At 52.7% G+C, this 13,286-nt stretch carries 9 protein-coding genes, 1 rRNA gene and 3 pseudogenes; 7 read left to right on the plus strand and 6 right to left on the minus strand.

The window, feature by feature from the left end; genetic code table 11:
- Nucleotides 1-138 precede the first annotated feature (138 nt).
- Together BBPC_RS07055 and BBPC_RS07060 are read right to left on the minus strand one after the other, a co-directional pair.
- Nucleotides 139-1,344 carry an aminotransferase class I/II-fold pyridoxal phosphate-dependent enzyme gene (locus tag BBPC_RS07055; RefSeq protein ID WP_004220903.1) on the minus strand — a complete coding sequence of 402 codons (1,206 nt, stop codon included), beginning with the start codon at nt 1,342-1,344 and terminating at the stop codon, nt 139-141.
- A 167-nt stretch (nt 1,345-1,511) separates the two neighbouring features.
- Nucleotides 1,512-1,904: a very short patch repair endonuclease gene (locus BBPC_RS07060; RefSeq protein ID WP_022244754.1), complete on the minus strand. Its 393-nt coding sequence runs from the start codon at nt 1,902-1,904 to the stop codon at nt 1,512-1,514.
- A gap of 274 nt (nt 1,905-2,178) precedes the next feature.
- Here BBPC_RS07060 and BBPC_RS07065 point away from each other — a divergent pair, with 274 nt between their 5' ends.
- From BBPC_RS07065 to BBPC_RS09855, 4 genes and pseudogenes are all read left to right on the plus strand, one after another.
- A complete protein-coding gene (locus tag BBPC_RS07065) occupies nt 2,179-3,183 on the plus strand; it encodes a Gfo/Idh/MocA family protein (protein WP_047749651.1) in 1,005 nt (334 codons plus the stop codon).
- A gap of 420 nt (nt 3,184-3,603) precedes the next feature.
- Nucleotides 3,604-5,358, plus strand: a complete 1,755-nt coding sequence (locus BBPC_RS07070; protein ID WP_229031205.1) for a UvrD-helicase domain-containing protein — start codon at nt 3,604-3,606, stop codon at nt 5,356-5,358.
- A 164-nt stretch (nt 5,359-5,522) separates the two neighbouring features.
- Nucleotides 5,523-5,675, plus strand: a pseudogene (locus tag BBPC_RS10090) (NUDIX domain-containing protein); the annotation flags it as partial.
- Nucleotides 5,638-5,931: pseudogene (locus BBPC_RS09855) on the plus strand (DEAD/DEAH box helicase family protein); the annotation flags it as partial. The pseudogenes BBPC_RS10090 and BBPC_RS09855, both read left to right, overlap by 38 nt.
- Nucleotides 5,932-6,047: 116 nt before the next feature.
- Here the strand turns inward: BBPC_RS09855 and BBPC_RS07085 are convergent.
- Nucleotides 6,048-7,166, minus strand: a complete 1,119-nt coding sequence (locus tag BBPC_RS07085; RefSeq protein ID WP_004220921.1) for an RNA-guided endonuclease TnpB family protein — start codon at nt 7,164-7,166, stop codon at nt 6,048-6,050.
- A 10-nt stretch (nt 7,167-7,176) separates the two neighbouring features.
- On the minus strand, nt 7,177-7,575 hold the full coding sequence (gene tnpA / locus BBPC_RS07090) for an IS200/IS605 family transposase (protein WP_004220923.1): 399 nt from the start codon (nt 7,573-7,575) through the stop codon (nt 7,177-7,179).
- 107 nt (nt 7,576-7,682) lie between these two features.
- Between tnpA and BBPC_RS07095 the strand changes: the two are divergent.
- Together BBPC_RS07095 and BBPC_RS07100 are read left to right on the plus strand one after the other, a co-directional pair.
- A pseudogene (locus tag BBPC_RS07095) lies at nt 7,683-9,646 on the plus strand (DUF3427 domain-containing protein); the annotation flags it as partial.
- Between the two features lie 499 nt (nt 9,647-10,145).
- Nucleotides 10,146-10,568, plus strand: coding sequence for a hypothetical protein (locus BBPC_RS07100; protein ID WP_033524377.1), 423 nt, complete (start codon nt 10,146-10,148; stop codon nt 10,566-10,568).
- Nucleotides 10,569-10,731: 163 nt separating this feature from the next.
- Here BBPC_RS07100 and BBPC_RS07105 read toward each other — a convergent pair whose 3' ends face one another.
- A complete protein-coding gene (locus BBPC_RS07105; RefSeq protein WP_004220939.1) occupies nt 10,732-11,163 on the minus strand; it encodes a PH domain-containing protein in 432 nt (143 codons plus the stop codon).
- 334 nt (nt 11,164-11,497) lie between these two features.
- Between BBPC_RS07105 and BBPC_RS07110 the strand changes: the two genes are divergently transcribed.
- A complete protein-coding gene (locus BBPC_RS07110; RefSeq protein WP_033524371.1) occupies nt 11,498-12,805 on the plus strand; it encodes a DUF6880 family protein in 1,308 nt (435 codons plus the stop codon).
- A 155-nt stretch (nt 12,806-12,960) separates the two neighbouring features.
- Here BBPC_RS07110 and rrf read toward each other — a convergent pair.
- Nucleotides 12,961-13,078, minus strand: a 5S ribosomal RNA gene (rrf, locus tag BBPC_RS07115).
- Nucleotides 13,079-13,286: the final 208 nt, after the last annotated feature.

Below are 13,286 nucleotides of genomic sequence, written 5' to 3' on the forward strand. Positions count from 1 at the left end.
CCGCCCCTCTTATAGAGCGAAAAACAACGATTGCAATCACTGAAAAGCCATATGAAAAAAGGCGGCTCCAACCGATGTCGCCATCGCGCAGGACCGCCTTTATCACACAAACAACAGTCTCAACAGACCCCGTAAGAATCAGCCACGCAGCTTGTCAACAAAATCGCCAAGACGACGCAACCCCTCACGCAACGCCTCGCGCGAGGCCGCATACGACAGTCGCACATGCGTGTCCGCGGTCGCCTCGCCGAAATCACGACCAGGCGTCAACGCAACATGCGCTTCCTTCAGCGCACGCTCACAGAACGTCCACGCGTCAAGACCAGTGCTGGAAATATTGAAATACGCATAGAACGCGCCATTCGGCTCAACCTCCAACGGCAGACCGATCTCAGCCAATCCGTCGACCACAATGCGACGACGCTCCAGCAACTCCTGACGACGTTCCTCGCACACGGCCAACGTTTCCGGAGTGAAGCACGCGAGCGCCGCATGCTGGGTGGGAGTATGCGCGCACAGGAAGAAGTTGGTGGCGAGATCGTCCATGGCTTCGAGCGCGCATTCAGGCACGACCATCCAACCCAGTCGCCAGCCGGTCATGCCGAAGAACTTGGAGAAGCTGGAGCATACGATGGCGTCCGGGTCGCAGGCGAGCACGGATTTCACGTCGGAGCCGTCCGGTTCGCGGTCGGCCAGGTCAAGGTAGGTTTCGTCGACGATACGCCATGCGCCGCGTTCTTTCGCCAGGTCGCACACGGATTTCAGGGTGTCGAAGGCGATGGTGGTACCGGTCGGGTTCGACGGCGAGGTGATCATCACCGCTTTGGTGCGATCCGACCAGTATTCGTGGCACAGTTCCGGTGTGAGATGGAATCGGGTGGTCGCATTCGTCGGCACGTCCACGACTTTGCCGCCGAACGCGCGAACCAGTTCGCGATTGCACGGGTACGACGGGTCGGCGATCAGCACCTCGTCACCCTCGTTCACCGTCAATGCGGCGGCAAGCAGCAGTGCCGTGGAACCTCCGGCCGTAATCGCGATACGTTTCGGATCGACGTCCACATGGTGGCGTTCCTTGTAGAAATCGGAAATCGCCTGACGCAATTCCGGCAAACCCATTGCGGCGGTATATGGCAATGGACGGCCATCATACTGTTCGCGCATCGCATCACGCACTGCGAGCGGAGCGCCGAAATCCGGCTCCCCCAAGCTCAACTTGACCACATCGGTGCCTGCGGCGATCATCTCGTCGGCCATCGCACCAAACACCATGGCACGGAACGGATTAGCAATCTGGGCGCGGTGCGACATCTGCGGCAGCGCGCTGTTCTCAGCATTTCCCATAGTTCGTTTGTATTCTTCAGACACGACAAATCACGCTGAATCACAAGCATCGTCTCACCGACGTTACATACCGTTTCGAAATCAAGAAAAACAAGAAATTAATCGAGCATACATCACGTATGTTCGGCAAGAATCACGCAATTGCAAGTAGATCGCATAAATGTCGATCAAGCAGGTTGCGTGCCGACGATTTCATGATAAAGCCGTTCCAGCCGTTCCTCACGTACTTTTTTGGCGAGCTCGCATTCCCACACCACGATCACTTTCCAGCCCATCGTTTCAAGTTCGGCATGCTGCCTGACATCTCGTTCGTGGTTGCGCAGCAGTTTCGCACTCCAGAATTCCACATTCGATTTCGGCACGCGCGTGGCTTTCGGGCAGTTTTCATGCATATGCCAGAAGCAGCCATTGACGAACACCATCGTGCGGTATTTCGGCAACACCACGTCGGGATGTCCCGGATACCGCTTGTCGTTTTTGCGGAATCGCAGACCTTTCGAAAAAAGAAAACTGCGTACCATCATTTCAATGGATGTGTCTTTGCCTCGGATATGCGACATGATGTAGCTTCTCGTGCCACGCTCGTATTTCTCTTTTTTTGCGGATTTCCGAGGTTTTCCGGTCTTCTTAACGTGTTCCTGCGCTGCCACAGCACACCATTATGGCAAGATCCGGCAAAATACGGCAAATCAGAAAAGCATCCGGACGAACGCGTGCAAGTGCGATATGGATCAACGCGCGTTGCGATCATGCATGGCGTACGCTGGAACTTGCAACGCAGCAATATAAATGAATCAACACTATTCATGCAGTTTACGAAAGATGGGGTTTGATATGGCTCGTATTCGTGTCGCGATTCTCGGCGCAGGCCGGATCGCGCAACATATGGCTGACACGCTGGTGAAAATGGCCGAAGACGTTCGTTATGCGGATTTGGTGGAACCGTATGCTGTCGCCGCACGAAATGCGGTGCGTGCGGCCGATTTCGCCGCGAAATACGGTTTTCCAGTTTCATACGGTTCATATGAGGAACTTGTGGCCGATCCGAACGTGGACTTGGTGTACATCGCTACGCCGCACAATCTGCATGCGGAACAGGCGATATTGTGCATGAAAGCCGGCAAGGGTGTGCTGGTGGAGAAAGCATTCGGCGCGAATGCGGCACAGACCCGTGAGATGTTAGCCGTTGCAAAAGAAACCGGCATGCTATGCGCGGAAGCGATTTGGACGCGATACATGCCGTCCCGCGCCATTATCGATAAGATTCTCGCCTCCGGTGCGATTGGTGAAATACAGGCGATCGATGCGAACCTGTGTTACCCCACCACCGCGAAGGCGCGAATCACTGATCCCGCGCTTGCCGGTGGCGCATTGTTGGATGTTGGCGTATATCCGATCAATTTCATCGACATGATCATGCATAATGCGCCGATCGCTCGCATTGAATCGTCGATGCGAGCGTACGAAACCGGCGTGGATGCGCATAATTCCATGACGTTCTATTACGAGAACGGTGTGATGGCGACCGCGCAAAGTTCGATTCTGTGCCATAGCGACCGCACGGGATCCGTGTGGGGAACCGATGGTTATATGGTGTGCCAGAACATTAATAATGTTGAGGCGATTGACGTGTATGACGGCAATCATACGGTTGTTGCACATTACGATGTTCCCGCCCAGCTCACCGGCTACGAATACGAGGTGGCGGCCGCCGCACAGGCCGTAATCGACGGTCGCACCGAATGCGAGGAAATGCCCCACGCAGACACCCTGCGCATCATGGAACTCATGGACTCCCTGCGCCGCGACTGGAACCTCACCTACCCCTTCGAACGTTAAGCTCCAATATTAGTTTCAGCGTCGGCGAATTGCGATTCCGTTCACACAGCCGACGCTGAAGCATTCATTGGCAGCACATATAATTTCTCCTTGCACTGGTTGAGGAGGAACATTATGGGATTGCTGAGCAAGTTCATGAACGCGCTTATTGGAGAACCGCCCGTCTCCAAAACGGCGACTCAGCCCGGGCCCAAGCTTGCGCGGCAAAACGTTCCCAATCCCACGCAACAGCAGACGACGCAACGCAAGTCCACTGTACAATCACGTCAAACGCAACAGCTTACGCAACCATCCCAATCATCACAGTTGGCGCGATCGTCATACCGCGCGCAAACACAAACCACAGCTCGCAATACTTCTGTCACAACGAATCGTTCGCGAGCGCAATCTCATGCCAATTCACAACCGGCTCAGAAACTTATGCCGCAACCAATGCTCCCTGCCGAGCAGATCGAACGGGCGCGAAATATCATCGGCAAAATCGAAAAGCATGAGTTAAGCGACGAGCAGATCAGCGCCATCGCCGGAGCGGGTCACAATACGCTAGTGCTCGCAGGTGCGGGAACCGGCAAAACCACTACCATCGTCGGCTATATCGCATGGCTGCTGAACACAGGAACCGCCACTCCCGAAGAGATTCTGGTGCTATCGTTCACCAAAGCTTCCGCCGACGAAATGTCGAGCCGCATCACGCAAAGCACCGGCAAAGTCATTCGCGCATGCACCTTCCATAGCCTCGGACTGGAAATCTGCCGTTCCTCCACCATTGCCAATCGTCCAATTATTGACGGGCACACGTCAAACAATGTGGTGCGTAACGCATTTGAATACCTGCTTGAACACAATGTTTCCTATCGTCTTCTGGCATTTAAACTTATGTCGCAACAGTTGCTTGATAAATATTCCACAGCTGCACGACTTGAGAATTTCCAGCTTCCAACAGACGATTATGCATTCAATCAATATCGTCAGAATCTTATCGATACCACACAAACTATTATTCAGCACATGCGATCAAACAATATTGACATTGCCGGAATGCAAACCCTTAACGAACGTTATGGCGGTAAAAACATCGGTCGCAATCGTGAGATGCTGCAGCTCATAGAACCGCTTTATCATGCCTATATACAGAATTTCAAAACCAATAATGGCATTGATTTTCCGGGAATGATCGTTGACGCCATCAGTTGCGTCAATAATGGCTCGTACCGGCACCCATATAAATATGTGCTGATTGACGAATATCAGGACATGTCACGACCGCGCTATGAATTAATTCGTGCGCTTCGCTTACAACATGATTTCTCACTATTCTGCGTTGGCGATGATTGGCAGTCGATTTATCGTTTTGCAGGCAGCGACATTCATCTCATTCTCGATTTCGACCGAATTTGGCGCGCCTGGGGTCCGACCTTCATGTTCCAGATCACCACCACACGGCGCTTCCGTCAAAGCCTTATTGACGCAAGCGGAGCATTCGTGATGCGCGATACCAATCTGTATGTCAAACATCTCAATAATCCCAGCGATAAGAAGGATTATTCGTTGAAAGCACTTGGCGGACATACTGAGGAAGAACGATTCAATGTGATTGTCGAGCAGTTGCGCAAACTACCGAAAACCGCGTCCGTACTACTGCTGGGCCGGTATCGCAGCGATATCAATCTCATGATTCGTTGCGATCAAGAAGGTCTGTTCTCCATCGACCAAAGCACTGGAAATATTCGTTTTCTCGAAAAACCGGATATGGATATTCGTTTCATGACCGCTCATGCGTCCAAAGGATTGCAACGCGACTTCGTATTTCTGCTCTGCTGTTCCGGCGGATTGAAAGGCTTTCCAAGCACGATTCCCGAAGAGCCGCTGCTTGGTCTGCTACTGCCGGAAGTGGAGCGATGCCCGCATGCGGAGGAACGGCGACTGTTTTACGTGGCGATGACCCGATGCAAGAAGAAACTGTTCTTCATCGTGGATCAGACCCGTCCGTCGCGATTCATGTATGAACTGCATAGCAAGATCTGTCCGAACATTTTCCGAGGAGTCAAGCTTCCTCCGCAATGCCCGAATTGCGGCGAAGCCCTAAGCTTGCGGCACAATCGCAACGATCCGAACCGCTCATTCTACGGGTGCACCGGCTTCCCAAACTGCCGCTACACCCAACAAGCAAAATAAGCGTGGCATACGTGATGTGAAAGTTTTTTCTTCCAAAGATCATTTCCAGCTCTTCGTCAATGTCTGCATGCCCTATACTGCTATTTTGTTTCAATCTTTTGGGCCTGGCGCGATCGCCCCCGTTGTATCCTGGATCTGATTTTCCGACAAGAGAGGAAGCCGCGATGTCACGTAAGATCATCAATGTTGTGGGCGCGGCCATTATCAAAGATGGCGAAGTATTGTGCGCACGCCGTGGCGAAGGCAAGTCGCTGGCTGGATATTGGGAGTTTCCCGGAGGCAAAATCGAACTTCACGAAAGCGCTTCGTTGCACCGATGATGAGCTTGGATTATTTTCCGGAACGAGTAAAAAGCATGATCGTAAATATGTGTTTGCCACTGTGCAAACCATGTCTCGTCCGGAAATTCTTGCACAATTCAGCAAAGATGATTTCGATTATATTTTGATCGACGAAGTTCACCATGCCGCCGCAGATTCATATAAGAGAATTATCGATTATTTCACTCCTGATTTCATGCTTGGCATGACGGCAACGCCGGAACGTACTGATGGTGCGAATATTTGTGACGTGCTCCCGCCACCTGACCGCTTCGCGGTCTGAGGGGGCTTCCTGCTCAAGGCTCCTAGCGGAGTCAGTGTCTACAGGCTATTCCCGTGCGCCCCACGGTTCTCGTAAGTTTTTTGTTATCATTCCTGCACGAGTCGTCGTGTTTCGTGCATGATGTTGGTCGCGGCGTTCACGTCCCTGTCATGCCAGACCCCGCAATCGGGGCATGTCCATTCGCGGATATACAGGTTCTTCGTATCCTTATTGCGGTAGCCGCAATCGGAGCATAGTTGACTGGACGGGTAGAACCTGTCTACCGTGACCAGCTGCTTGCCTTGTCGTTCGAGCTTGTATGCGAGCATGGTGCGGAACATGCCGTACCCGTTGTCCATCGTGCTTTTGCCGAGTGCGAGGGATTGGCTCATGTCCTTCATGTCCAAGTCCTCCACGCCGACGCAATCATATCGGGCGGCGAGCCGGTTGGCCGTCTTGTGCAGGAAGTCGGCTCGCTGGTTCCTGACCTTGGCGGCGAGCTTGGCGATGCGCCGCTTCTGTTTCACCCAATTACCGGACCCCTTGACCATGTGGCTGAGTCTGCGTTGCTCGCGCATCAGCCGTGGCTCCATCTGCCGGTAGAAACGCGGGTAGTCGGCTTGTTCGCCGTCGCTGGACACGTACAGGCCGTGGGAGGCGTAATCCAATCCGACGATATGCACGGGTCGGACGGGTTCGGGTGCTTGGGTCTCGTACTCGAACAGTATCGTCGCCGTGTATCCACCGCTCTTGAGATGTTCCACCGTGGCGCTTTTGAGCTTCCAGTCATCGGGAATCGTCTTGTGCTGGCGGGCGCGCATCACGCCCACTTTGGGAAGTTTGAGGTATCTGCCTCCTTCGATGAGTCGGATGTTGCGGTTGTTGTTGTTCGTCGTGTACCGCCATGCGCTGCGATGCTTCGCCTTGTATTTCGGGAAGCCCACATGCTTGGGGTCGCGGAAGAAATTGTTGTACGCCTTCGCCACGTTCAATTGGGCGTTGCATAGTGCGAGACTGTCCACTTCGCGTAGGAACGGATACTCGTCCTTGTACTGGGCGGGCGTGGGGTTGCATGACTTGCCGGTGCGATTGTACGTGTCGATGCGGGTTTCGAGCATGAGATTGTAGACGAGTCGCGCGCACCCTATCGTCCGGTCGATGAGACCGGCCTGGGCCTTGTCCGGGTAGATGCGGTACGTGACCGCGCAATGCCGTGTGACCTGCATGACGCGCCTCCTACCTGCGTCCCTGATTCTCGATGTAGCGTCGTACCACTTCGATGGGAGCGCCGCCCGTGGTCAGCAGGCAGAAGCTGCGGCTCCAGAAATACTCCTTCCACAGTTTCTGCCGAATCTGCGGAAACTCCTGCTTGAGCAGACGACTCGACGCGCTCTTGTAAGCGTTGATGAACTTGCTCAACTCACTCTTCGGCTGGGCGCGGAACAATACATGCACGTGGTCCATGTCGTGGTTCCATTCCTCCACGGTTATCCCATACTTGGGTGCGATGTACTCGAATATCTCACGCGCACGCGCCGAAACGATATCGTCGAACACCTTGCGACGGTATTTCACGACGAGCACGAGATGATAATGCAACAGGAACACCGAATGATGATTCGACTCCAATTCCATTGTCACCTCCTCGATTACAACATGTACGACTGAACATCATTATAACATGCGAACGCACGCCAATTCATCTCCCGCCTACGCTCCGCTTAGAGACGGGAGAATCCTTGGCGAAATCAGTTGAATTATTTGGCAATAACGTTGCGTATGAGATTCGCTTGCAGCAGGCGCTTGAAGAGGATATGCTCTGCCCGTCCCACTATTACGGGGTTGGCGAATACATTAGCAAGTTTATGGGGCAGCAGGTTTCCGCTGATTCCATGACAGACAAGGATCGCACTGAGTTTTCCCGTTGGCTCGAACAGCTCACCGACCCTAATCGCGTGCGCTATATCATCGACAAAATCCAGATTTACAGCGAAGCCGGAACCGATGTGCGCGGTTTGGTGTTCTGCTCTCGCCGTGATGAGGCGAAACGTCTGTCCGCCATGTTCAACGAGCAGGTGAATCAGCAGGTGGAACGACCGTATCGCACGAAAGCCATTACCGGCGAAAACTCGCAAGCCGAACGTGACGAAGCTGTCAAACAGCTGAAAATGGCGAACTTGACTATATCTTCACCGTTGATTTATTCAATGAAGGTGTGGATATTCCTCATATCAACCAAATTGTTATGCTTCGTCAAACGCAGTCGAGCATTATTTTCACACAGCAGCTCGGCCGAGGTTTACGTAAGGCAAGCGGTAAAGATTCGGTTGTAGTGATTGATTTTATTGGCAATTACGCCAATAATTATTTGATTCCGATCGCATTGTATGGCAATACTGGCGATCGTGATGTGGCCCGTAAGAATCTTCAACGCGAGTCCATCGGCATTTCTTCGATCAGTTTCGATAAAATCGCCCGCGAGCGCGTGCTCGCGTCACTCGATACCGCTGATTTGTCGGATATGAAGCTGCTGAGCAAGCAGTATCAGCAGATGCGCTATGAGTTGGGTCGTATTCCGATGCTGATGGATTTCGCGCATCGCGATGCGTCTTTAGTGTTCACGTTGGCTTCGAAGAATAACGATTATCTGTCGTTCGTGGTCTCTCGTGAGAAGAGTCTGTCGCGCGGCAAGCATGCGTCGGCTTCGTATGTGGAGCAGCTTGAACCGGTGTCAAACGCGCAGTCTGGTGTGCTGAAAATGTTGACTGCGACTCAGTTGCGTGGTTTGCGCCCGCATGAGTCGCTGATTCTTGCGGTGTTGTGCGATTTGGATTGGCGTCGCATCAATCCGGATTGTTCCGACGATGATGCGTCACTGTTTGAACGTTTTTCCACACAGCACAGCTTGAGTTTGTTTGATTTGCAAACATTATTGTCTACGCTGTTTCCGTATGTCGATAATAATATTCAGCAGTGCGGTTCTGCTTTTTCCACATTGAATTATTCGTATTTCACAAGTGCGAATCGCACTCGTTTCGGCAATACTTCTTTGGTTTGTATGTGCGACAATGAATCGTATGCATTGACCCAGGAATGCGAGTCAATGCTGCATCACGCAACATTCCGAACGTTCTTTACAGATACCATCGAAGCCAGCTTGTTCAATGCGCTTGCACTGTCAAGGGAAGCTCGCAAGCGTCGCATCATGCCGGATCATGGGTTCATATATGGCGAGAAATATAGTCTTGCCGATGTCATGCGATTGTGCGCGTGGAAGGATGAGCAGATTCCGCAGAATGTGGGCGGATATAAGCTTGACACCGACACGAATTCTTTGCCGATCTTCATTAAATATGAGGCAAGCCAGTATGGCGATCGTTTCTTGAATCCTGGAGAAATTGAATGGTTCAGCAAAAACAATCGTTCTTTGCAATCTCTGGAATTCAAATGGCTGCTTGATGGAACCGAGCATACGTCGGAATGGAAGAATCGTCATTTTGTTCCCATTTTTATTCGACGTAAGGCCGAGGAAAAGGAGAAATCCTACTATTATGTCGGTTCGGCAGTAGCTGTAGACGATGCGCATGAGTCAGTGAATATCGCAGATGACGGAACCCAATCAAAGGTCGTGATTTCCACACTGAAACTCGCGAAACCGGTTGACCCCGAACTCTACCGTCACCTCACCGGCAACCCAGCATTCTAGTTCCAGAAAATTGCTGACGTGGCGAAAAGTCATTGTTGAACCGACGGCCGCCACGCCTCAGACATGGAAAATGTCACCTCATCCGCAAAAAGTGACACAGTGCATCGTCGATGATCGCTCAAGCCTTTTCAAACCACCTTTTCACACGTGCAATCCACCCTACAATCATATGCAGATGTTCGTTTGAACAGAAAAGTAACATGTTTTTGCAGAACAAAAAGAACACGCTCAATGTTACTTTTTACAATGTCATTTTCAAGACCTGCAATCATTGCAACATCAACGATTCCCAGCATCATCAATTGCAAAAACAGTATTTTCCGCGGTATCACAGCTAAAAAAGCGTGCTATCGTTAGTCACGGATACAGCAAGCATCCATCAACAACATGAACCAGACTTCAAGAAATGATGTTCGTTTGCTTATCTAAACGAACATTAAAACGAACACTACTGATGTTCATGACATTATGCGAACACATCGCAGGAAAGGAATTCATCATGGCAGATGAAAAGACCGTCATCAACGTGGATCTGAACATGTTCGGCCAGGACGCGGACGCCAAGACCGCCGCAGCCAACGAGGTTGCCAAGAGCCTCGGCATCAGCGACGAAGCCCTCGCTCAGGTGGAGGAATTCAAGGCAGCCCTCACCGCGCATAACGCTTGGGACCTGCCGTTCATGGGCTACGTGAACGAAGACGGTTACGGCTACGCCTATGTGCCGGACGCAGCCATCACCATGAACCCGTATTGGGATGCGCACAAGGAATTCATGAACCTGCCGGAAGACGTGCAGACCGCTTTCGCCATCCGTATGCTGTTCACCCACCGCCCTGTCGACCGCTACGGCGCCGACATGTTCCTGCACTACCACCGCGGCTTCCAGGTCAACTTCGTCGGCAGCGGCGCCAACAAGTACTGACCGCCCCAGAGGACGTTGTATGAGCGCCCCATAGGACATATAACGATTCCCATACCGCCGCGGCGGTACTCTCCAGAAAAAGAAAGGCGCTTGGCTCGAGCCAGAAAAACCAGCTCAAGTCAAGCGCCTTTCGTATGCGCTGAAACGAAACTACCACGCGTCTCTACAAATCGCCCATATCAGGCGCATCGAATCCCATGCCAGGTCCTTCCGGCCCCGGACCGCCCGGACCTCCGAGGAATTCGCGCGCTGACATGCCATTTTCCTTACGGGATGAGTCCACGGCCTCCTGCATCACCCGGCGAACCTCAAAACCATGCACCACGTTCTTCAGTACCACAACACCGTTGCCGGAAGACTGGTCGCGCGTATCAAGTACCAGCGTGCTCAAACCGAACAGGCGCTGCAGGAACGTGCGCTCCACACTAATATCCACGATGCGGAATAGTTTGATGAGATTGAATTTCTCGTTAAGGATGCCGGTTTTGATGCTCATTTCCTGATCAGTGAGCATGTACACGGTGAACGTGAACGGCGTACGACACCAATTACGCTTGCGCTGACGCCACAGAACATTACCGCTTGCAACCTTCATATCATTCCCTTTTCCTTCGATGGAAAGCCGCCCTGTTGCGGCAACACTGCCATTCTACCGGGCGCCGCCGTACGGCCATGCCGCTCATTCCAAATCATGTTTCACACATCGTTTCACACAGTATTTCGGCATAATCTTTTCGCTCAATCAAAAAGAAATGCAACAGCATTCAAGCGACTATTCAAAATCATCGGCTTTTCGCCGTGAAAAGAGCAAAAAAACATGCGCGACAACGGCAGCATGATATAGGCTGAATAAGGATATGTCTTGTTCCACGAAGCACCCGTCGTCAACGCGGCACATGCAATCCATGTTTTTAAAGGAAAGGCATGCAATGAGCAACGAACACGGTAGGATCAACCGTCTGCAGGAAGTCGAGGATCTCACCGAGTACATCAACAATGGATGGCTGCATTCCGGCGAATCCGACGGCCCGACGTTCCTATGGAACGACATGATCCGCGAGGCCAGTCAGGAAGATGCCGAAAACCGCAATAATGTGCCCGTAGCACAGCTTTCCGACGCGGACATGGTAATCAGTATGCCCATGCAATGGTATTTCGATTCCATCGCCGCCATGGTGCCCACAGCCGAACGCACCGATACCGGCGTGGAGATTCCAAGAATCGACATGCCAACGTTCCATCTTGATTCGCAGGCGCTTTCCGGCGTGGACGCGGTGGTCGGCAATGCCATCGTAAGCACACGTTGGCTGGATGCTGTCGGCAATCTCGCCAAGGCAGTGGAAATGACCGCGCGATTCGTTGGCAACGTCGCAGATCGAGACAATGAGGGCTTCGACTATTTGAAAGACCTGATTCAGACCGTGCGCGTGTACATGGACGCCGTGGCCTGCAATGCCGATCCCATGACCGGCGAACAGGCGCTGAATATCATCACGCAAGTGGCCTGCAATGAGGATTTCCGTCTTAACGCCATGCAGATGGTTGAACTGCTTTCGTGCGGCCTGTCGTTCGCGCAATGGGACGATACGCGCATGTTCGCTTACGATGCGTTGAATAAGGGCATTGCCACGATGAGTGATTTCGCCACGTCTGCTTCGACGTTGGCAAACTCGGCAGATGATTCCGACAGCCGCGACATGCAAACTGATTCGCAGTCTGTTGCGCAAGTGAAAACCGATTTGGGTTTGTTTGAAGACGCTGATTCCTTATCCGCAGAAGATTTGAATAATCTCGCGATGCTTGATCCTGCTTTGCTTTCAGAAAAGGAGATTGCGCAGGCCGCGCAGAATCAGTTCGATCATGCCGTACAGTTTTTGCGACATGACTTGCTGCGGATTAGTGGTGACATTGATGAGGCTGATCGTTTCCTGCGTGACAATCATACTTCCGAACCGCTCGCCGATGCGTATGCGGCACGTCTGATTGCTGCCGAACGTTGGCAGGATCTGCTCGATTTTGTCGATCTGGTGTTGCGGGACAAACCTAATCAGGTCACGATGATGTTCCCCGAAGAAGTGGTGCCCTACGAGTGGGAGACGATTCGCGAGGCCGCTTTGGAAGCGCTGGGACGCAGCGACGAACTGGTTGCCATGTATCAGGAACGCTTGGATGATACGTATGATCCCAATACCGCGCTCAATCATCTGAAACTCCACGCCTGGTTGAATCAGCAGTAGTCCCGATTCCTCCACTCACTGGAACAATCCTCCCGCCCACGGGCCTTCCGGCGTCCGTTTCCCTCCACCGAATGGAGGAAGACACCCGTGCGCGGGAATAAAAAAGGACCTTCCGGGAACCCCGATGGGGCTCGACCGGAAGGTCCATAAGTTGAATGCGGCGGCGTGCTACTCTCCCACACCCTCTCGAGTGCAGTACCATCGCCGCGACCAGGCCTTAGCTTCCGGGTTCGGAAAGGGACCGGGCGTCTCACCTGGGCCATGACCACCGCAAAACCAATATAACGGCCAACCACAAGGATCGGCCGGCAGAACCGGAACCACGCCACGATTCCGATCGTGGCGGTCCGGGAACCGGACAACGGACGCGAGCAAAACGCTTCACCGGTATCGTTTCCGTGACCACAAGAAACAATGCTCCTTGCCATCCAACGAAAGAAACCACCACAGGACGAGACCCGACCCAACAAGCGGGTCGGAA

The organism is Bifidobacterium pseudocatenulatum DSM 20438 = JCM 1200 = LMG 10505, from assembly GCF_001025215.1.
GTDB classification, from domain to species: Bacteria; Actinomycetota; Actinomycetes; order Actinomycetales; family Bifidobacteriaceae; genus Bifidobacterium; species Bifidobacterium pseudocatenulatum.

What these genes read in the sequence shown, in the direction of transcription:
- BBPC_RS07055 (WP_004220903.1), bottom strand. Translation starts at nt 1,344, where the DNA reads ATGGGAAATGCTGAGAACAGCGCGCTGCCGCAGATGTCGCACCGCGCC.
- BBPC_RS07060 (WP_022244754.1), bottom strand. Translation starts at nt 1,904, where the DNA reads ATGTCGCATATCCGAGGCAAAGACACATCCATTGAAATGATGGTACGC.
- BBPC_RS07065 (WP_047749651.1), top strand. Translation starts at nt 2,179, where the DNA reads ATGGCTCGTATTCGTGTCGCGATTCTCGGCGCAGGCCGGATCGCGCAA.
- BBPC_RS07070 (WP_229031205.1), top strand. Translation starts at nt 3,604, where the DNA reads ATGCCGCAACCAATGCTCCCTGCCGAGCAGATCGAACGGGCGCGAAAT.
- BBPC_RS07085 (WP_004220921.1), bottom strand. Translation starts at nt 7,166, where the DNA reads ATGCAGGTCACACGGCATTGCGCGGTCACGTACCGCATCTACCCGGAC.
- tnpA (WP_004220923.1), bottom strand. Translation starts at nt 7,575, where the DNA reads ATGGAATTGGAGTCGAATCATCATTCGGTGTTCCTGTTGCATTATCAT.
- BBPC_RS07100 (WP_033524377.1), top strand. Translation starts at nt 10,146, where the DNA reads ATGGCAGATGAAAAGACCGTCATCAACGTGGATCTGAACATGTTCGGC.
- BBPC_RS07105 (WP_004220939.1), bottom strand. Translation starts at nt 11,163, where the DNA reads ATGAAGGTTGCAAGCGGTAATGTTCTGTGGCGTCAGCGCAAGCGTAAT.
- BBPC_RS07110 (WP_033524371.1), top strand. Translation starts at nt 11,498, where the DNA reads ATGAGCAACGAACACGGTAGGATCAACCGTCTGCAGGAAGTCGAGGAT.